18 protein-coding genes are annotated in these 18,376 nt (G+C 70.0%); 15 read left to right on the top strand and 3 right to left on the bottom strand.

The window, feature by feature from the left end; genetic code table 11:
• Nucleotides 1-20 precede the first annotated feature (20 nt).
• Nucleotides 21-677 carry a potassium channel family protein gene (locus P2Q00_RS21100; RefSeq protein WP_275774179.1) on the bottom strand — a complete coding sequence of 219 codons (657 nt, stop codon included), beginning with the start codon at nucleotides 675-677 and terminating at the stop codon, nucleotides 21-23.
• A 67-nt stretch (nucleotides 678-744) separates the two neighbouring features.
• Here P2Q00_RS21100 and P2Q00_RS21095 point away from each other — a divergent pair, with 67 nt between their 5' ends.
• On the top strand, nucleotides 745-1,302 hold the full coding sequence (locus tag P2Q00_RS21095) for an HIT family protein (RefSeq protein ID WP_275774178.1): 558 nt from the start codon (nucleotides 745-747) through the stop codon (nucleotides 1,300-1,302).
• Between the two features lie 3 nt (nucleotides 1,303-1,305).
• Here the strand turns inward: P2Q00_RS21095 and P2Q00_RS21090 are convergent, their stop codons facing one another.
• Together P2Q00_RS21090 and P2Q00_RS21085 are read right to left on the bottom strand one after the other, a co-directional pair.
• A complete protein-coding gene (locus P2Q00_RS21090) occupies nucleotides 1,306-2,967 on the bottom strand; it encodes an AbeC-like domain-containing protein (protein ID WP_275774177.1) in 1,662 nt (553 codons plus the stop codon).
• A 236-nt stretch (nucleotides 2,968-3,203) separates the two neighbouring features.
• A complete protein-coding gene (locus P2Q00_RS21085; protein WP_275774176.1) occupies nucleotides 3,204-5,402 on the bottom strand; it encodes an elongation factor G-like protein EF-G2 in 2,199 nt (732 codons plus the stop codon).
• Nucleotides 5,403-5,684: 282 nt separating this feature from the next.
• Between P2Q00_RS21085 and pgsA the strand changes: the two genes are divergently transcribed.
• The 14 genes from pgsA (at nucleotide 5,685) to P2Q00_RS21015 (ending at nucleotide 18,139) form a co-directional block, all read left to right on the top strand.
• Nucleotides 5,685-6,365 (top strand): phosphatidylinositol phosphate synthase, encoded by a 681-nt coding sequence (gene pgsA / locus P2Q00_RS21080; protein ID WP_275774175.1) that lies wholly within the window; start codon nucleotides 5,685-5,687, stop codon nucleotides 6,363-6,365.
• Nucleotides 6,362-7,291 carry a phosphatidylinositol mannoside acyltransferase gene (locus P2Q00_RS21075; RefSeq protein ID WP_275774174.1) on the top strand — a complete coding sequence of 310 codons (930 nt, stop codon included), beginning with the start codon at nucleotides 6,362-6,364 and terminating at the stop codon, nucleotides 7,289-7,291. The genes pgsA and P2Q00_RS21075 overlap by 4 nt, the downstream gene beginning before the upstream one ends.
• Nucleotides 7,288-8,457 (top strand): glycosyltransferase family 4 protein, encoded by a 1,170-nt coding sequence (locus tag P2Q00_RS21070; RefSeq protein WP_275774173.1) that lies wholly within the window; start codon nucleotides 7,288-7,290, stop codon nucleotides 8,455-8,457. The genes P2Q00_RS21075 and P2Q00_RS21070 overlap by 4 nt, the downstream gene beginning before the upstream one ends.
• Nucleotides 8,458-8,542: 85 nt before the next feature.
• A complete protein-coding gene (locus P2Q00_RS21065; protein WP_275774172.1) occupies nucleotides 8,543-9,094 on the top strand; it encodes a LemA family protein in 552 nt (183 codons plus the stop codon).
• 117 nt (nucleotides 9,095-9,211) lie between these two features.
• Complete coding sequence (gene pdxS / locus P2Q00_RS21060; protein WP_275774170.1) at nucleotides 9,212-10,123, top strand: pyridoxal 5'-phosphate synthase lyase subunit PdxS; 912 nt, start codon at nucleotides 9,212-9,214, stop codon at nucleotides 10,121-10,123.
• Nucleotides 10,124-10,130: 7 nt separating this feature from the next.
• Nucleotides 10,131-10,742, top strand: a complete 612-nt coding sequence (pdxT, locus tag P2Q00_RS21055) for a pyridoxal 5'-phosphate synthase glutaminase subunit PdxT (protein WP_275774169.1) — start codon at nucleotides 10,131-10,133, stop codon at nucleotides 10,740-10,742.
• Nucleotides 10,743-10,791: 49 nt separating this feature from the next.
• Nucleotides 10,792-11,544 (top strand): YebC/PmpR family DNA-binding transcriptional regulator, encoded by a 753-nt coding sequence (locus P2Q00_RS21050; protein WP_275774168.1) that lies wholly within the window; start codon nucleotides 10,792-10,794, stop codon nucleotides 11,542-11,544.
• A gap of 122 nt (nucleotides 11,545-11,666) precedes the next feature.
• Nucleotides 11,667-12,206, top strand: a complete 540-nt coding sequence (ruvC, locus tag P2Q00_RS21045; protein WP_099927474.1) for a crossover junction endodeoxyribonuclease RuvC — start codon at nucleotides 11,667-11,669, stop codon at nucleotides 12,204-12,206.
• Nucleotides 12,203-12,808 carry a Holliday junction branch migration protein RuvA gene (gene ruvA, locus P2Q00_RS21040; RefSeq protein WP_275774167.1) on the top strand — a complete coding sequence of 202 codons (606 nt, stop codon included), beginning with the start codon at nucleotides 12,203-12,205 and terminating at the stop codon, nucleotides 12,806-12,808. Before ruvC ends, ruvA begins: the two co-directional genes overlap by 4 nt.
• A gap of 32 nt (nucleotides 12,809-12,840) precedes the next feature.
• The gene (gene ruvB, locus P2Q00_RS21035; protein ID WP_275774166.1) at nucleotides 12,841-13,911 is read left to right on the top strand and encodes a Holliday junction branch migration DNA helicase RuvB; all 1,071 of its coding nucleotides are present in this window, start codon (nucleotides 12,841-12,843) and stop codon (nucleotides 13,909-13,911) included.
• 187 nt (nucleotides 13,912-14,098) lie between these two features.
• Nucleotides 14,099-14,590 carry a preprotein translocase subunit YajC gene (yajC, locus tag P2Q00_RS21030; RefSeq protein ID WP_425579511.1) on the top strand — a complete coding sequence of 164 codons (492 nt, stop codon included), beginning with the start codon at nucleotides 14,099-14,101 and terminating at the stop codon, nucleotides 14,588-14,590.
• A 132-nt stretch (nucleotides 14,591-14,722) separates the two neighbouring features.
• Nucleotides 14,723-16,483 carry a protein translocase subunit SecD gene (gene secD, locus P2Q00_RS21025; RefSeq protein ID WP_275774164.1) on the top strand — a complete coding sequence of 587 codons (1,761 nt, stop codon included), beginning with the start codon at nucleotides 14,723-14,725 and terminating at the stop codon, nucleotides 16,481-16,483.
• A 1-nt stretch (nucleotide 16,484) separates the two neighbouring features.
• The gene (secF, locus tag P2Q00_RS21020; protein WP_275774163.1) at nucleotides 16,485-17,603 is read left to right on the top strand and encodes a protein translocase subunit SecF; all 1,119 of its coding nucleotides are present in this window, start codon (nucleotides 16,485-16,487) and stop codon (nucleotides 17,601-17,603) included.
• Nucleotides 17,600-18,139, top strand: a complete 540-nt coding sequence (locus P2Q00_RS21015; RefSeq protein WP_275774162.1) for an adenine phosphoribosyltransferase — start codon at nucleotides 17,600-17,602, stop codon at nucleotides 18,137-18,139. The genes secF and P2Q00_RS21015 overlap by 4 nt, the downstream gene beginning before the upstream one ends.
• Nucleotides 18,140-18,376 lie beyond the last annotated feature (237 nt).

Raw genomic sequence — 18,376 nt, 5'->3', positions numbered from 1 at the left:
GTACGGAGGCCCTCGGGAGGTCAGCTTCCCGGGGGCCTTTCGTCGTCCTCCCGGGAGAACACCTGCAGCAGCCAGGAGGCGAAGGTGCCGGTCACCGAGCCGAGCAGCGCGAGGCCGATGGCCATCATCCCGACCGCGATCAACCGCCCCGGTCCTGTCACCGGCGTGATGTCTCCGTAGCCGACGGTTGTGAGGGTCTCGCAGGTCCACCACAGGGCGTCGCCGAACGTCTTCATGCTCGCGCCCGGCGCCCCGCGCTCCTGCTGGTAGACGGCGAGGGCGCCGGCGAAACCGAGCAGCACCGTCGCCAGCCCGGAGTACGCGATCACGCGCGCGTGCAGGGCGAGCCGGGGTTTGCCGTGCCGCCGCTGCATGGCCTCGTAGACCTTGACGATCCGCAGTGGGCGCAACAGCGGGAGCAGCAGAACCAGCGTGTCCTGCTTGTGCGTCCGTACGAAGCGCAGCCGCTGCCCGCTCAGCCGCCAGCACACCGCATAGTCGATGGCGAACAGCGCCCAGGCGGCCAGCAGCACCGCGAGACTCAGGTCCTGCCATACGTCGTGCAGGCCGGGAGCCAGGACCCGCACCGCGTACGAGGCGAGGAAGGCCAGCGAAGCCAACGCAAGCGGAAGCTCGGTGCGCTGCTGCCAGCGGACCGCTCGACTGTCATCGTCCACGGCCCCAGCTTCGCCCGGCGGGCCGATCCCACAACCCCGCCGACACGCCGCGAACGGGCGACGCCATATGCTGCATTGCATGACGAGTGAGCCGGAGCAGCAGTTGGGTGTGGGGGTCCAGGACGCCTTCCAGCGCCTGTGGACGCCCCACCGGATGGCCTACATCCAGGGCGAGAACAAGCCGACCGGCCCCGGTGCCGAGGACGGCTGCCCCTTCTGCTCCATCCCGGCCAAGTCCGACGAGGATGGACTGATCGTCCGGCGCGGTGAGCAGGTCTACGCCGTGCTCAACCTGTATCCGTACAACGGCGGCCACCTCATGGTCGTCCCCTACCGCCACGTCGCCGACTACACGGACCTCACGGACGCCGAGACCGTCGAGCTCGCCGCCCTGACCAAGCAGGCCATGACGGCCCTGCGCACTGCCTCCGGCGCCCACGGCTTCAACATCGGCATGAACCAGGGCACGGTCGCCGGCGCGGGCATCGCGGCCCACCTCCATCAGCACATCGTCCCGCGCTGGGGCGGCGACACGAACTTCATGCCGGTCGTCGGCCACACCAGGGTGCTGCCGCAGCTGCTGGCGGACACGAGGAAGATGCTGGCGGAGGCCTGGCCCTCGTAACCGCTACGCGTCGTACACGTCGGCCTTGCGCGGCATCGGGTCCTGCACAGCCGTCGACAGGAACGCCGACCTCGTACCGAACTTCTCGGTGTCCACGCCGTTCTCCTCCAGCACCCGTATGGCCGCGGCATGTACAACCCGCAGCACCGGTGTGGCCGCCCGCAGTGCGTCGTCCGCCATGAAGCGGTGGCGCCAGGGCTGGTCGGCCCAGGCGTGCCGGAGGCCGAAGGGCTCGGGCAGGGCTATCGTGCCGCCGAGCCAGTTCAGCAGGGGCGGGTACCAGGAGATCGGGGCGCGGACGGCCAGCCGTACCACCTCGTCGCTGTCGACCAGCGGCAGGTTCACCTTCCGGGTCTCCCACGGCTTGAACGACTTCTGGACTTCCTTCGTGGGAGCCTCGGGCTTGCTGGTGAACAGGGAGTTCACGGGGCCGAGCGCATGCCCGGTGACCTCGATGCGCAGCGTCTCGTGCAGCACGGTCACCGTGATCATCATGGTGATGACCAGCTGCCCGTCCCACAGCGTCCACTGCACGCCCAGGTAGTGCCGGTCGCCCGCGCCGAACTGCTGCTTGTTGCAGATGTCCTGTATCGCGTGGGACTTGACCTGGTACGCGTCCACGTCCGTGCCCTCCGGCCGGGACACCGCCGTCGCGCCCTCCCCGATCGGTGTGACGATCCAGTGCCGTACGGAGGGGGTCGGGAAGCCGCCGGTGTTGAGCGTGTTGCGCTCCAGCATGCGCAGCTGGTCGTGGATCGACCGGATGACGTCCCAGCTGCGGAAGGGGTGGATCTCCCGGGTGGGGTCGGCCGCCACCAGGTCCTCCGCCAGCTGCCAGCTGCCCCAGCGTGTGCCCATGCCGAGGATGCCCTTCGGGCCGGCGTAGAACACGGAGTTGGACTGCTGCTCGGCGCTCAGCTTGGCCAGGGACTGGCGCAGCTGGTCCGCCTTCGTCTCGCCGGGGCTGGTCGGCACCGCCTCGGGCACCTTGGCCCCGATGCTGCTGCCGGCCAGCAGGCTGTCCCAGCGCCCCCGCAGATCCTTCGCCGTGCGCTCGCAGATCTGCTTCGCCCAGAACCAGCCGATGACGGGCATGATCACCGAGGCTCGCGCATACCAGGCCCAGAAGCCCGTGAACGGCATGCGGATCAGAAAGATGACGGCCACGGCGCCCACCCCCACCAGCAGGGTGGTGGCCAGGGCGCCGGCCCGCTTGTCGTCACGCTTGGCGAGCGTCGTACGGATCTGGAAGACCAGCAGCCAGACGAGGAGTCCGGGCAGGAACAGCAGACCGCACAGCACCATGACGATGCTCAGCAGATTGTCCCGGTCCTTGCGGATGTTGTTCGCGGCCAGGCAGTGCTCGACGACGACCGGGGGCTCGGCGCCGAAGGACTGGATGAGCGGCTTGCGGCCTGAACCCACCATGCGGTCCGCCACCGCACGGGAGAAGGCCTCACCCAGGTTGGGCCGAAATATCTTTGCCCACTTCAGGCCGGGTTTCACGGTGGTCTGATGCCACTCGTTGTCGGCCTTCTTGATGTCCGCGACCGGATTGTCCCGGTAGGCCGCCGAGGCCAGCGCGAACGTCGCCGTCTGGCCCTCGTTGCCCGTGCGCGGCACCTGCGGGCCGAAGATGTCCCCGTAGCCGCTCTCAACGGTCATTCCCGCCCCCGATCGCCGCCGACCTCGCTCCTGCGGCTTTCCCGACTTCCTTGCTCCGCACACCTGTTGATCAGGTCGCCACGGTGATCCCGCGCCAACTTGATCAGGGCATCAGCGTATCCGCAGGCACCGACATTCGTCGGCGGACGGCCGAAGGCACCTCTTTCAGGCTTCGGCCGGCCGCCGACTTGGAGGGGAGCGTTCCACAGAAGCGACTTGGAAGCGCCCGTCGCCGACTACGAGGCGTCGGGCGCTTCTTCACGGATCCTTTCTGCGATCTGCGGCGGCATCGGCTCGTGCCGTGCGTAGGAGCGGTTGAAGCGGGCGGTGCCGTGCGAGAGGGAGCGCAGGTCCACGGCGTACCGTCCGATCTCGATCTCGGGCACCTCGGCCCGTACGAGCGTCCGGTTGCCGGTGGTCTGCTCCGTGCCCAGCACCCGGCCGCGCCGTCCGGACAGGTCGCTCATCACGGCGCCCACGTAGTCGTCGCCGACCAGGATGGTCACCTCCGCCACCGGTTCCAGCAGGTGGATCTTCACGTCGGCCGCCGCCTCCCGCAGCGCCAGCGCGCCGGCCGTCTGGAAGGCCGCGTCCGAGGAGTCCACGGAGTGCGCCTTGCCGTCCAGCAGGGTCACGCGGACGTCGATGAGCGGATAGCCCGCGGCAACTCCCTTGGCCGCCTGGGACCTTACGCCCTTCTCGACGGACGGGATGAACTGCCGCGGCACCGCACCGCCGACGACCTTGTCGACGAACTCGATGCCCGAACCGCCCGGCAGCGGCTCCACCTCGATCTCGCAGATCGCGTACTGCCCGTGTCCGCCGGACTGCTTCACATGCCGCCCGCGCCCGCCCGCCTTGTTCGCGAACGTCTCCCGGAGGGAGACCTTGTGCGGGATCACGTCGACCTGTACGCCGTAGCGGCTGCGCAGCCGTTCCAACGCGACGTCGGCGTGTGCCTCGCCCAGGCACCACAGCACCACCTGGTGGGTGTCCTGGTTCTGTTCGAGCCGCATGGTCGGATCCTCGGCGACCAGCCGGGAAAGGCCCTGCGAGAGCTTGTCCTCGTCCGCCTTGCTGTGCGCCTGGATGGCGAGTGGCAGCAGCGGGTCGGGCATCTGCCACGGCTCCATGAGGAGCGGGTCGTCCTTGGCCGAGAGAGTGTCGCCGGTCTCAGCGCGGTTGAGCTTCGCCACGCACGCGAGGTCGCCGGCGATGCAGTGCGTCAGCGTCCGCTGCTGCTTGCCGAAGGGCGCCGACAGGGCGCCGATCCGCTCGTCGACGTCGTGGTCCTCGTGCCCGCGGTCCGCGAGCCCGTGCCCGGAGACATGGACCGTCTCGTCGGGGCGCAGCGTGCCGGAGAAGACCCGCACCAGCGAGACCCGGCCGACGTACGGGTCGGAGGCCGTCTTCACGACCTCGGCGACCAGCGGCCCGTCCGGGTCGCACAGCTTCAGCTCGCGCGACTTGCCGTCGACCGTGGTGACCCCGGGTGCCTCGCGCTCCAGGGGGGTGGGGAAACCGCCGGTGACCAGCTCGAGCAACTCGACCGTGCCGAGCCCCTGACGGGCGCCCTCGGCCGCGGGGGCGGCGGCCAGGACCGGGAAGAAGACCCCGCGCGCGACGGCCCGCTCCAGGTCCTCGATGAGCGTCTTGACGTCGATCTGCTCGCCGCCGAGGTAGCGGTCCATGAGGGTCTCGTCCTCGCTCTCCGAGATGATCCCCTCGATCAGCCGGTTGCGGGCCTCGTCGATCTCCGGCAGCTGGTCCGCGCCCGGCTCGGACTCCTTGCGCTCCCCGGACGCGTAGTCGAACAGCTTCTGGGTCAGCAGTCCGATCAGCCCGGTCACGGGCGCGTGCCCGTCGGGCCCCTGGGGGCCGTGCAGCGGCAGGTACAGCGGGATCACGGCGTCGGGGTCGTCCCCGCCGAAGGCCTCCGCGCAGATCCGTGTCATCTCCTCGAAGTCCGCCCGGGCGGCCTCCAGGTGGGTGACGACGATCGCCCGGGGCATGCCGACGGCCGCGCACTCCTCCCACACCATGCGGGTCGAGCCGTCCACGCCGTCGGAGGCCGAGACGACGAAAAGGGCCGCGTCCGCCGCTCGCAGACCGGCCCTCAGCTCCCCGACGAAGTCGGCGTATCCGGGGGTGTCGAGAAGATTGACCTTGATGCCGTCCCATTCGACCGGTACCAGGGACAGCTGCACCGAGCGTTGCTGCCGGTGTTCGATCTCGTCGTAGTCGGAGACTGTGCCGCCGTCCTCCACGCGGCCCGCCCGGTTCACTGCTCCCGCGGTGAGTGCGAGAGCTTCCACCAATGTCGTCTTGCCCGATCCGCTGTGGCCGACCAGCACCACATTCCGTACGGACGCGGGGTGGTCGGCCGCTGTTGCCCTGCCGGCGGCTCCGGGGTGTGCGTTTGCCTTGTCGCCCATGGCCTTGCCTCCCGTGCACGGTGAGGTCACTGTGGGCGCGGGCATGCCGGGCCGCGTGCGGTGGCGGCTCCGATGACGCCCGCGGTCCTTCGAGCTTTCCACTCCCGTCACGGTGCGTCCATACGACGGACGCGATCGCGCAGCCCGCCGTCGCCCCGGGCCATCCGCCGGATCTCCGCACAGACGTCCGGGTGCCCGGCAGTCGCACATGCGCGCGCGTGGCTACGATGGGCCAGCCGGAGGCCAGCAGGGGCCTCGGCCACACCGACCGTCGGGAAGGCCATGCTGAACAAGTACGCGCGTGCATTCTTCACGCGTGTCCTCACGCCGTTCGCCGCGTTTCTCATCCGCCGGGGCGTCAGCCCCGACACGGTCACGCTCCTCGGCACCGCCGGGGTGATGGCGGGCGCGCTGGTCTTCTACCCCCGGGGCGAGTTCTTCTGGGGCACGGTCGTGATCACGCTGTTCGTGTTCTCCGACCTCGTCGACGGCAACATGGCCCGCCAGCTGGGCCGCAGCAGCCGCTGGGGCGCCTTCCTGGACTCCACGCTCGACCGGGTGGCCGACGGCGCGATCTTCGGCGGCTTCGCCCTTTGGTATGCGGGCGGCGGGGACGACAATGTTTTGTGTGCCGTGTCCATCTTCTGCCTGGCCAGTGGCCAGGTGGTGTCGTACACCAAGGCCCGTGGCGAGTCCATCGGCCTGCCGGTCGCCGTCAACGGTCTCGTCGAGCGGGCCGAGCGCCTGGTCATCTCGCTGGTCGCGGCCGGGTTCGCGGGTCTGCACAAGTTCGGTGTGCCGGGCATCCAGTACCTGCTGCCGGTCGCTCTGTGGATCGTCGCCGTCGGCAGCCTGGTGACGCTGATCCAGCGGGTGGTCACCGTCCGTCGCGAGTCGGCGGAGGCGGAGGCTGCGGCGGACGCGCCGGAGAGCGCCTCCCAGGGGAGCGAGGCGGCGAAGTGAGCCTCCGCGATCAGCTGACGGACGCGCTGTACGGCCTCGGCTGGGGCACTGTCAAGAAGCTCCCGGAGCCGGCCGCCGTACGGCTCGGCCGCTCCATCGCCGACCTGGCCTGGAAGCGGCGCGGCAAGGGCGTGCAGCGCCTGGAGAGCAACTACGCGCGCGTGCTGCCCGACGCGAGCCCGGAGCGCCTGGCCGAGCTCTCGCGCGCGGGCATGCGCTCGTATCTGCGCTACTGGATGGAGTCCTTCCGGCTCCCGGCGTGGAGCGCCGAGCGCATAAAGGGCGGCTTCGACCCCAAGGACGTGCACTACCTCACCGACGGGATCGCCTCCGACCAGGGCGTCATCCTGGCGCTCCCGCACATGGCCAACTGGGACCTCGCGGGCGCCTGGGTCACCACGAAACTCGAGACGCCGTTCACGACGGTCGCCGAGCGCCTCAAGCCCGAAACCCTCTACGACCGCTTCGTCGCCTACCGCGAGGGCCTCGGCATGGAGGTCCTGCCGCACAGCGGCGGCACCGCCTTCGGCACGCTGGCCCGGCGGCTGCGCGACGGCGGCCTGGTCTGCCTGGTCGCCGAGCGCGACCTGTCGTCCTCGGGCGTCGAGGTGGAGTTCTTCGGCGAGGCCACCCGGATGCCCGCGGGCCCCGCTCTCCTGGCCCAGCAGACCGGCGCACTGCTTCTGCCGGTCACGCTCTGGTACGACGACTCGCCCGTCATGCAGGGGCGTGTGCACCCCCCGGTCGAGGTACCCGAGACAGGTAGCCGGGCCGAAAAGACGTCTGTCATGACACAGGCGCTGGCCGATGCCTTCGCCACCGGGATCGCCGACCATCCGGAGGACTGGCACATGCTGCAGCGCTTGTGGCTCAAGGACCTCGATCCGGCGCACAAACCCCCAGCTCCCGAGAAGGGCGTGTCGTGAGGATCGGCATCGTCTGCCCGTACTCCTGGGACGTGCCGGGCGGCGTCCAGTTCCACATCCGTGACCTCGCCGAGTACTTCATCCGGCTGGGGCACGAGGTCTCGGTCCTGGCTCCCGCCGACGACGACACGCCTCTGCCGCCGTACGTCGTCTCGGCCGGCCGCGCGGTCCCGGTGCCGTACAACGGCTCGGTGGCCCGGCTGAACTTCGGCTTCCTGAGCGCCGCCCGCGTCCGGCGCTGGCTGCACGACGGCGAGTTCGACGTCGTCCACATCCATGAGCCGACCTCGCCGTCGCTGGGCCTGCTGACCTGCTGGGCGGCATCGGGCCCGATCGTGGCGACCTTCCACACCTCCAACCCGCGCTCGCGGGCGATGATCGCCGCCTACTCGATCCTTCAGGCGGCGCTGGAGAAGATCAGCGCCCGGATCGCGGTGAGCGAGTACGCCCGCCGCACGCTGGTCGAACACCTCGGCGGCGACGCGGTCGTGATCCCGAACGGCGTCGACGTCGACTTCTTCGCCCGGGCCAAGCCCAAGGCGGAGTGGCAGGGCGACACCATCGGCTTCATCGGCCGCATCGACGAGCCGCGCAAGGGCCTGCCGGTGCTCATGAAGGCGCTGCCCAGGATCCTCGCCGAGCGGCCGCAGGCCCGGCTGCTGGTCGCCGGGCGCGGGGACGAGGAGGAGGCGGTCGAGTCGCTGCCCGCCGAACTGCGTTCACGCGTGCAGTTCCTCGGCATGGTCAGCGACGAGGACAAGGCCCGCTTCCTGCGCAGCGTCGACCTGTACGTGGCGCCGAACACCGGCGGCGAGAGCTTCGGCATCATCCTCGTCGAGGCCATGTCCGCCGGCGCCCCGGTCCTCGCCTCCGACCTGGACGCCTTCGCCCAGGTCCTCGACCAGGGCGCGGCGGGCGAGCTGTTCGCCAACGAGGACTCCGACGCACTGGCCGAGGCGGCCCTGCGGCTGCTGGCGGACCCGGAGCGCCGGGCCGAGCTGCGGGAGCGGGGGAGCGCCCACGTACGCCGCTTCGACTGGTCGACCGTCGGGGCGGACATCCTGTCGGTCTACGAGACGGTGACGGCGGGCGCGGCCGCGGTCGCGGCGGCGGAGGACGAGCGGGGGCCGGGGCTGCGGGCGCGGTTGGGGCTGGCGCGGGACTGAGAGCCTGTTCCCAGGCTCTGGAGGACGGGGCCCGGCCGGCAGCTGATCGCAACGGCCCCTCGGCGCACCGCTAACCTTGCCGCCCGTGACCGCAACCCTCATCTGGATCCTCGTCGCCCTTCTCGCGATCGGCCTGTACCTGAGCTGGACGGCGGGCCGCCTGGACCGGCTGCACGCCCGCATCGACGCCGCCCGGGCCGCGCTCGACGCGCAGTTGCTGCGCAGGGCCTCAGTGGCCCAGGAACTCGCCACCTCGGGCGTCCTCGACCCGGCCGCGTCGATCGTCCTGTACGAGGCCGCGCACGCGGCCAGGCAGGCCGAGGAGGAGCAACGGGAGGTCGCCGAGAGCGAGTTGAGCCAGGCGCTGCGCGCGGTGTTCGGGGAGGCGCAGCAGGTGGAGGCGGTGCGCGAGGTACCCGGCGGCGAGGCGGCGACCGGCGAACTGACCGAGGCCGTACGGCGGGTTCCGATGGCCCGGAGGTTCCACAACGACGCCGTGGGCGCGGCACGCAGGCTCAGGGAACACCGCAAGGTCCGCTGGTTCCGACTGGCCGGACACGCGCCCTTCCCCATGGCCTTCGAGATGGACGACGAGCCGCCGGCGGCACTGGCCGACCGGGTCGCCCAGCAGCCGTAACGCCACCGTGGCCCGGAAAAGGATCCACCGGATTCCCATTGGCCCTTGCTGTGGACTGGCCCACTCACGTTTCCTCGGTGATTGCAGAAACCCTCTTTCACTTCAGTGAGGTCACCCGTGTCCAGCACGCTCTCCGAAAACCAGGCCCCCGAGACCGGCACCGCGCGCGTGAAGCGCGGCATGGCCGAGCAGCTCAAGGGTGGCGTGATCATGGACGTCGTCACGCCGGAGCAGGCGAAGATCGCCGAGGACGCGGGCGCCGTCGCCGTCATGGCCCTGGAGCGGGTCCCGGCCGACATCCGCAAGGACGGCGGCGTGGCCCGGATGTCCGACCCGGACATGATCGAGGGCATCATCGAGGCCGTCTCGATCCCGGTCATGGCCAAGTCCCGCATCGGCCACTTCGTCGAGGCCCAGGTGCTGCAGTCCCTCGGCGTCGACTACATCGACGAGTCCGAGGTCCTCACCCCGGCCGACGAGGTCAACCACTCCGACAAGTGGGCGTTCACCACCCCCTTCGTCTGCGGTGCCACCAACCTGGGCGAGGCTCTGCGCCGTATCGCCGAGGGCGCGGCCATGATCCGCTCCAAGGGCGAGGCCGGCACCGGCAACGTCGTCGAGGCCGTCCGCCACCTGCGCCAGATCAAGAACGAGATCGCCCGCCTGCGCGGCTTCGACAACAACGAGCTGTACGCCGCCGCCAAGGACCTGCGCGCCCCGTACGAGATCGTCAAGGAGGTCGCCGAGCTCGGCAAGCTCCCGGTGGTGCTGTTCTCCGCCGGTGGCGTCGCCACCCCCGCCGACGCCGCGCTGATGCGCCAGCTCGGTGCCGAGGGCGTCTTCGTCGGCTCCGGCATCTTCAAGTCCGGCGACCCGGCCAAGCGCGCCGCCGCCATCGTGAAGGCCACCACCTTCTACGACGACCCGAAGATCATCGCGGACGCGTCCCGCAACCTGGGCGAGGCCATGGTCGGCATCAACTGCGACACCCTGCCCGAGGCCGAGCGCTACGCCAACCGCGGCTGGTAATCACCCCATGTCGAACGAAGCCCCTGTCATAGGCGTCCTGGCCCTTCAGGGCGACGTACGGGAGCACCTCATCGCCCTGGCCGCGGCGGACGCCGTGGCCAGGCCGGTGCGGCGTCCCGAGGAGCTCGCCGAGGTGGACGGCCTGGTCATCCCCGGCGGCGAGTCCACCACCATCTCCAAGCTGGCCGCCCTGTTCGGCGTGATGGAGCCCCTACGCGCGCGCGTGCGCGACGGAATGCCCGTCTACGGCACCTGCGCGGGCATGATCATGCTCGCCGACAAGATCCTCGACCCGCGTTCGGGCCAGGAGACGATCGGCGGCATCGACATGATCGTGCGCCGCAACGCCTTCGGACGGCAGAACGAGTCCTTCGAAGCGGCGGTCGACGTCCGGGGTGTCGAGGGCGATCCTGTAGAGGGCGTCTTCATCCGCGCCCCCTGGGTCGAGTCCGTCGGCGCCGAGACCGAGGTGCTCGCCGAGCACGACGGCCATATCGTCGCGGTCCGCCAGGGCAACGCGCTCGCCACGTCGTTCCACCCGGAACTGACCGGCGACCACCGCGTGCACTCCCTGTTCGTCGACATAGTGCGCGCGAACCGGGCGGCGGAGTCCTTGTAGGATCTCTGGCGTTCGTTGTTTGGATGGGTTACGCGAAGGAGACAGGCAGATGTCCGGCCACTCTAAATGGGCTACGACGAAGCACAAGAAGGCCGTGATCGACGCCAAGCGCGGCAAGCTCTTCGCGAAGCTCATCAAGAACATTGAGGTGGCGGCCCGGATGGGCGGCGTCGACATCGAGGGCAACCCGACCCTCTACGACGCCATCCAGAAGGCGAAGAAGCAGTCGGTCCCCAACAAGAACATCGACTCCGCGGTCAAGCGCGGCGGCGGTCTCGAGGCCGGCGGCGCCGACTACGAGACGATCATGTACGAGGGCTACGGCCCGAACGGCGTCGCGGTGCTCATCGAGTGCCTCACCGACAACCGCAACCGCGCCGCCTCGGACGTTCGTGTCGCCATGACGCGCAACGGCGGCAACATGGCCGACCCGGGCTCGGTGTCGTACCTCTTCAACCGCAAGGGCGTCGTCATCGTCCCCAAGGGCGAGCTCAGCGAGGACGACGTCCTCGGTGCCGTGCTGGACGCGGGCGCCGAGGAGGTCAACGACCTCGGCGAGTCCTTCGAGGTGCTCAGCGAGGCCACCGACCTGGTCGCGGTCCGCACCGCCCTCCAGGACGCAGGGATCGACTACGACTCCGCCGAGGCCAACTTCGTCCCGACCATGCAGGTCGAGCTGGACGAGGAGGGCGCCAAGAAGATCTTCAAGCTGATCGACGCGCTCGAGGACAGCGACGACGTGCAGAACGTCTTCGCCAACTTCGACGTCAGCGACGAGGTCATGGAGAAGGTCGACGCGTAACGCTGCCGCGAACTGAGCGGTTTCGGCGGGCCGGGTGGGACACATCTCCCCCGGCCCGCCGCTGTTGTCGGTGGCAGCGGATAGCCTGGCGTGAAGTCAAAGATCACCGAGGGGAGGGGCGCGTGCGGGTACTCGGGGTCGACCCTGGGCTGACGCGATGTGGTGTCGGCGTCGTCGAGGGGGTCGCGGGCCGGCCGCTCACCATGGTGGGCGTCGGTGTCGTACGCACGCCCGTGGACGCCGAGTTGGGGCAGCGCCTCGTCGCCATCGAGCAGGGCATCGAGCAGTGGCTGGACGAGCACCGGCCCGAAGTCGTCGCCGTGGAGCGGGTGTTCAGCCAGCACAATGTACGGACCGTGATGGGCACCGCCCAGGCCAGCGCCGTCGCCATGCTGTGCGCCGCCCGCCGCGGCCTCCCCGTCGCCCTGCACACCCCCAGCGAGGTCAAGGCCGCGGTCACCGGCAGCGGCCGCGCCGAGAAGGCCCAGGTCGGCGCCATGGTCACCCGCCTGCTCCGGCTCGACGCACCCCCCAAACCCGCCGACGCGGCCGACGCTCTCGCGCTCGCCATCTGCCACATCTGGCGCGCCCCCGCCCAGAACCGACTCCAGCAGGCCGTCGCCCTGCACGCAGCCAACGCAACGAAAGGCCGTACGGCATGATCGCCTTCGTGAGCGGCACGGTCGCCGCACTCGCCCCCGACGCCGCCGTGGTCGAGGTCGGCGGTGTCGGCATGGCCCTGCAGTGCACGCCGAACACGCTCTCCACGCTCCGCCTCGGCCAGCCGGCCAAGCTCGCCACCTCCCTCGTCGTACGGGAGGACTCGCTGACGCTATACGGCTTCGTGGACGACGACGAGCGCCAGGTGTTCGAACTGCTGCAGACGGCGAGCGGGGTCGGCCCCCGGCTGGCGCAAGCGATGCTGGCCGTGCACACGCCCGACGCCCTGCGCCGGGCGGTGTCGACAAGCGACGAGAAAGCGCTCATCGCCGTCCCCGGCATCGGTAAGAAGGGCGCCCAGAAGCTGCTGCTGGAGCTCAGGGACCGGCTCGGCGAGCCGATCGGCGCCCGCGCCGTCGGCACGGCGGTCACCTCCGGCTGGCGCGACCAGCTGCATGCCGCCCTGATCGGCCTCGGGTACGCCACCCGCGAGGCCGACGAGGCCGTGTCCGCCGTAGCACCGCAGGCCGAGGCGGCCGAGGGCACGCCCCAGGTCGGTCAGCTGCTCAAAGCGGCCCTGCAGACCCTCAACCGCGCCCGCTGACCCACCTGCGCCACCCCAGTTAGGAGATCTCAGTGAACTGGGACGACCCGAGCGACGCCCCCGTCCCCGAGCGGCTGGTGGGCTCTGTCGCCGACCGCGAGGACCAGGCCGTCGAGGCCGCCCTGCGCCCCAAGGACCTGGACGAGTTCATCGGCCAGGAGAAGGTCCGCGAGCAGCTCGACCTGGTTCTGCGCGCCGCACGCGCGCGTGGCGCCACCGCCGACCACGTACTGCTCTCCGGCGCCCCGGGTCTGGGCAAGACCACCCTTTCGATGATCATTGCGGCCGAGATGGGCGCTCCCATCCGCATCACCAGCGGGCCCGCCATCCAGCACGCCGGCGACCTTGCCGCGATCCTCTCCTCCCTCCAGGAGGGCGAGGTCCTCTTCCTCGACGAGATCCACCGCATGTCCCGGCCCGCCGAGGAGATGCTCTACATGGCGATGGAGGACTTCCGGGTCGACGTCATCGTCGGCAAGGGCCCCGGCGCCACCGCCATCCCGCTCGAACTGCCCCCGTTCACGCTGGTCGGCGCCACCACGCGCGCGGGCCTGCTGCCGCCCCCGCTGCGCGACCGCTTCGGCTTCACCGCGCACATGGAGTTCTACGAGCCCGCCGAGCTGGAGCGCGTCATCCACCGCTCCGCCAACCTGCTCGACGTCGAGATCCAGGCCGACGGCGCCGCCGAGATCGCCGGCCGCTCCCGCGGCACACCCCGTATCGCCAACCGCCTGCTGCGCCGTGTACGGGACTACGCACAGGTCAAGGCCGACGGAATCATCACGCGGGACATCGCGGGAGCCGCGCTGAAGGTCTACGAGGTCGACGCCCGCGGCCTCGACCGTCTCGACCGCGGTGTCCTGGAGGCTCTGCTCAAGCTGTTCGGCGGCGGTCCCGTCGGCCTGTCCACCCTCGCCGTCGCGGTGGGGGAGGAGCGCGAGACCGTCGAAGAGGTCGCCGAGCCCTTTCTCGTACGAGAGGGACTGCTGGCCCGGACCCCCCGCGGCAGAGTCGCCACGCCCGCCGCATGGGCGCACCTCGGCCTCACCCCGCCCCGCTCGGCTACTGCGGGAAACGGACAACAGGACCTGTTCGGGACGTGATGCCTTTGTGACGGCGCGGGCATTGGCCGGGCCAGGAACCCAGGTGCCATGCTGAGCGTTGTTCCATGCGCGGAGACTCGCTTAGACTCCGCCGATGCCGCCTTTGTCGGCGGTATACATACCCCCATCCATGAGGCCGCTCTCCATCGCGGTCGTGCGAAGGAAATTCCGTCCCGTGAATATCACCATGCTCCTCCCGTTCATCGTGCTCATCGGGGCCATGTTCCTCATGACCCGCTCGGCCAAGCGCAAGCAGCAGCAGGCCGCGAACATGCGCAATGAGATGCAGCCCGGCAGCGGCGTCCGCACGATCGGGGGCATGTACGCGACGGTCAAGGAGGTCAACGAGGACACGGTCCTCCTCGACGCCGGCCCGGGCGTCGAGCTCCTCTTCGCGAAGAACGCCATCGGTTCCGTGCTCAGCGACGACGAGTACAACCGCATCGTGCACGGCATCGAGCACGACCTGAAGTCCGACACCGACCTGGTCCCGGACGACGCCTCCTCCCTCACCGAGACCGACGACTCCGCCGACGAAGCTGCCGCCGCCTCCGACGACAAGTCCGTCGACCTCGACAAGAAGGACGCGCCCGAGGAGCCGGCCGATGACACCCCGGCCGCCGAGGCCAAGTCGGACGAAGAGCCGAAGAAGTCCGAGGGCGACTCCGAAGCGAAGTAGGCGTGGCCCGGAGCGCGCGGGCCAGGACCGCGCGCCCCGGACCATGCGCAGCTCGAAGGGGATCCCGACACCATGTCATGGCCGCCCCGCCCGCAACCCGGCGCGAGGTGGCCCGAGAGGGAGTACGAGAAGGTGGCAGCACCTAAGAGGGGCCGGAGCGCGAGCGCCCAGAGCAAGCCGGGGCGCTCGCTGGCCCTCATTCTGATCGCCATCGTGGCGCTCACCGGAGGAATGTTCGCCTCCGGAAACACCACTCCGCGTCTCGGTATCGACCTGGCCGGTGGTACGAGCATCACGCTGCGGGCGGTCGCCGAGCCGGGCCAAGAGTCCGCGATCAACAAGACCAACATGGACACCGCGGTCGAGATCATGAACAACCGTGTCAATGGTCTTGGTGTCACGGAGGCCGAGGTTCAGACCCAGGGCAGTAAGAACATCATCGTCAACATCCCCAAGGGCACGAACTCCAAGGAGGCGCGGCAGCAGGTCGGCACCACCGCCAAGCTGTATTTCCGCCCGGTCCTCACCACCGAGATCTCCGGCGGCGCCGCGACCAGCCCGTCGCCGAGCGCCTCCGGCAGCCCCTCGGGCAAGGCGACTGAGAAGGCGACGGGCAAGTCGACCCCGTCCTCCTCCGCGACCCCGTCGGCGACCGCCACCTCGCAGGGCCGCGCCATCACGGGCGCCCTGAAGGCCGACGCGACGCCGAGCGCCACCGCCTCCTCCAGCGCGAAGACCTCCGCCTCCCCGTCCCCGAGCACCTCCTCCTCCGGCAGCGCGGCCGCCAGCAAGCTCGAGGCGCAGTACAGCGCACTCGACTGCACGAACAAGAAGCAGCGCGCCATCGCCGGCAGGGGCGCCAAGTCCAGCGACCCGACGGTCGCCTGCGGCCAGAATTCCTCGGGCCAGTGGCAGAAGTACATTCTCGGCCCCGCCGAGGTCGACGGCACCGATGTCAAGAATGCCCAAGCCCGCTTCAACACGCAGTCCGCCGCCGGCTGGACCGTCACCATGGAGTTCACGGGCAAGGGCTCCAAGAAGTTCGGTGACATCACCGGCAAGCTGGCCAAGAACCAGTCCCCGCAGAACCAGTTTGCGATCGTCCTCGACGGCAACGTCGTCTCCGACCCGTCCGTCAACCAGGCGCTGACCGGCGGCAACGCGGAGATCACCGGCAGCTTCAGCCAGCAGGAGGCCCAGAGCCTCGCCAACATGCTGTCGTATGGTGCGCTGCCGCTGACCTTCAAGGAGGACAGCGTCACCACGGTGACCGCCGCGCTCGGCGGCGAGCAGCTGCACGCCGGTCTGATCGCGGGTGCCATCGGCCTCGCGCTGGTCGTGATCTACCTGCTGATCTTCTACCGCGGCCTGTCGGTCATCGCCATCCCCTCGCTGCTGGTCTCCGCGATCCTCACCTACGCGCTTATGTCGCTGCTCGGCGAGGCCATCGGCTTCGCGCTGAACCTGCCCGCGGTCTGCGGTGCGATCGTCGCGATCGGTATCACGGCGGACTCGTTCATCGTGTTCTTCGAACGCATCCGGGACGAGATCCGCGAGGGCCGCTCGCTGCGCCCCGCCGTCGAGCGGGCCTGGCCGCGTGCCCGGCGCACCATCCTGGTCTCCGACTTCGTGTCCTTCCTCGCCGCCGCGGTGCTGTTCATCGTCACCGTCGGCAAGGTCCAGGGCTTCGCGTTCACGCTCGGTCTGACCACCGTGCTCGACGTGGTCGTCGTCTTCCTGTTCACCAAGCCGCTGATGACGCTCCTTGCCCGCAGGAAGTTCTTCTACGGCGGCCACAAGTGGTCGGGGCTCGACCCGAAGGCACTGGGCGCAAAGCCCCCGCTGCGCCGTACTCGCCGTCCCTCCGCCCCCGTCGACCCGAAGGAGGCGTGAGATGTCGAAACTCGGCAGCCTCGGCGCCCGACTGCACCGTGGCGAGGTCGGTTACGACTTCGTCGGCAAGCGCAAGATCTGGTACGGCGTCTCGATCCTGATCACCATCACGGCCATCCTGGGCCTGGCGGTGCGGGGCCTGAACATGGGCATCGAGTTCCAGGGCGGTGCCGTCTTCACCACCCCGAAGCACATGACCGCCTCGGTCGCCACGGCCGAGGGGTACGCCAAGGACGCGTCCGGTCACGACGCGGTCGTCCAGAAGCTCGGCGACGGCAGCCTGCGCATCCAGATCGCGGGCATCGACACCGACAAGTCCGACGCGATCAAGGACAAGCTCGCCAAGGACCTGAACGTCAACACCGAGAACATCAACGCCGACCTGGTCGGCCCCAGCTGGGGTGACCAGATCGCCAACAAGGCCTGGCAGGGCCTGGCGATCTTCATGGTCCTCGTGGTGATCTACCTGGCGATCGCCTTCGAGTGGCGCATGGCCCTCGCCGCGCTCGTCGCCCTGATCCACGACATCACCATCACGACCGGCATCTACGCCCTCGTCGGCTTCGAGGTCACGCCGGGCACGGTGATCGGTCTGCTCACGATCCTCGGTTACTCGCTCTACGACACGGTCGTCGTCTTCGACAGCCTCAAGGAGCAGACGAAGGACATCACCAAGCAGACCCGCTGGACCTACAGCGACGTCGCCAACCGCTCGATCAACAGCACTCTGATGCGGTCCATCAACACCACGGTGGTCGCACTGCTGCCGGTCGGCGCGCTGCTCTTCATCGGCGGTGGCTTCCTCGGTGCCGGCATGCTCAACGACATCTCGCTGTCGCTGTTCGTCGGCCTCGCGGCCGGTGCGTACTCGTCGATCTTCATCGCCACGCCGCTCGTCGCCGACCTCAAGGAGCGCGAGCCGCAGATGAAGGCGCTCAAGAAGCGCGTCCTCGCCAAGCGCGCCCAGGCCGCGGCGGAGGGCCGGCCGCAGGAGCCCGAGGTCGAGGACGAGATGCACGACGACGAGCCCGAGGACGCCGCTCACGCGGTCGTCGGCCCGCGCAACCAGCCGGCGTCGCGCAACCGCGGCCGTGGCCGTCCCTCCGGGAAGCGCCGATGACCGGCATCGAGGAGCTGCTGCTCAGCCGCATCCGTGACGTGGCCGACTACCCGGAGCCGGGCGTGATGTTCAAGGACATCACCCCGCTCCTGGCGGACCCGGCGGCCTTCACGGCGCTCACCGACGCGCTCGCCGAGATCGCCGCGAACACGGGCGCCACCAAGGTCGTCGGCCTGGAGGCCCGCGGCTTCATCCTCGGCGCCCCGGTCGCCGTCCGTGCCGGCCTCGGCTTCATCCCCGTACGCAAGGCGGGCAAGCTCCCCGGAGCCACGCTCGGCCAGGCGTACGACCTGGAGTACGGCTCGGCCGAGATCGAGGTGCACGCCGAGGACCTGACCGGCGGCGACCGCATCCTGATCGTCGACGACGTCCTCGCCACCGGCGGCACCGCCGAGGCCTCGATCCAGCTGATCCGCCGGGCGGGCGCCGAGGTCGCCGGACTCGCGGTCCTGATGGAGCTCGGCTTCCTCGGCGGCCGCGCCCGCCTGGAACCGGCTCTCACCGGAGCCCCACTGGAGGCACTGCTCACCGTCTGACCCGACGGCACCCGCCCACCACGAACGGCCGTCCCGGCCTCCCGGGACGGCCGTTCGCGTATCACCGGCGCCCAGCGCGGGCAGTCGGCCTGCATTCCGCACCGGGCCGTGCCGCGCGGTCGGCCCGCGGCTCCGCCGCAGGGTTCGGCCCGGCCCTCACCCAAGACCGCGCCGCGCAAGCGCCCCACGCTCCCGCGCGATCCACACCGGACTGCGCCACGCGCACGACCCGCCCCG

Source organism: Streptomyces coacervatus (genome assembly GCF_029223485.1).
GTDB classification, from domain to species: domain Bacteria; phylum Actinomycetota; class Actinomycetes; order Streptomycetales; family Streptomycetaceae; genus Streptomyces; species Streptomyces coacervatus.
Note: the sequence above shows the minus strand (reverse complement) of the source record. Positions and strands in the feature narration are given on the sequence as shown.

Bases quoted from the DNA above. Each gene is read 5' to 3' on its own strand.
- P2Q00_RS21095 (WP_275774178.1), top strand. From the start codon at position 745: ATGCTGCATTGCATGACGAGTGAGCCGGAGCAGCAGTTGGGTGTGGGG.
- P2Q00_RS21090 (WP_275774177.1), bottom strand. From the start codon at position 2,967: ATGACCGTTGAGAGCGGCTACGGGGACATCTTCGGCCCGCAGGTGCCG.
- P2Q00_RS21085 (WP_275774176.1), bottom strand. From the start codon at position 5,402: ATGGGCGACAAGGCAAACGCACACCCCGGAGCCGCCGGCAGGGCAACA.
- pgsA (WP_275774175.1), top strand. From the start codon at position 5,685: ATGCTGAACAAGTACGCGCGTGCATTCTTCACGCGTGTCCTCACGCCG.
- pdxT (WP_275774169.1), top strand. From the start codon at position 10,131: ATGTCGAACGAAGCCCCTGTCATAGGCGTCCTGGCCCTTCAGGGCGAC.
- P2Q00_RS21050 (WP_275774168.1), top strand. From the start codon at position 10,792: ATGTCCGGCCACTCTAAATGGGCTACGACGAAGCACAAGAAGGCCGTG.
- ruvA (WP_275774167.1), top strand. From the start codon at position 12,203: ATGATCGCCTTCGTGAGCGGCACGGTCGCCGCACTCGCCCCCGACGCC.
- yajC (WP_425579511.1), top strand. From the start codon at position 14,099: ATGCTCCTCCCGTTCATCGTGCTCATCGGGGCCATGTTCCTCATGACC.
- secF (WP_275774163.1), top strand. From the start codon at position 16,485: ATGTCGAAACTCGGCAGCCTCGGCGCCCGACTGCACCGTGGCGAGGTC.
- P2Q00_RS21015 (WP_275774162.1), top strand. From the start codon at position 17,600: ATGACCGGCATCGAGGAGCTGCTGCTCAGCCGCATCCGTGACGTGGCC.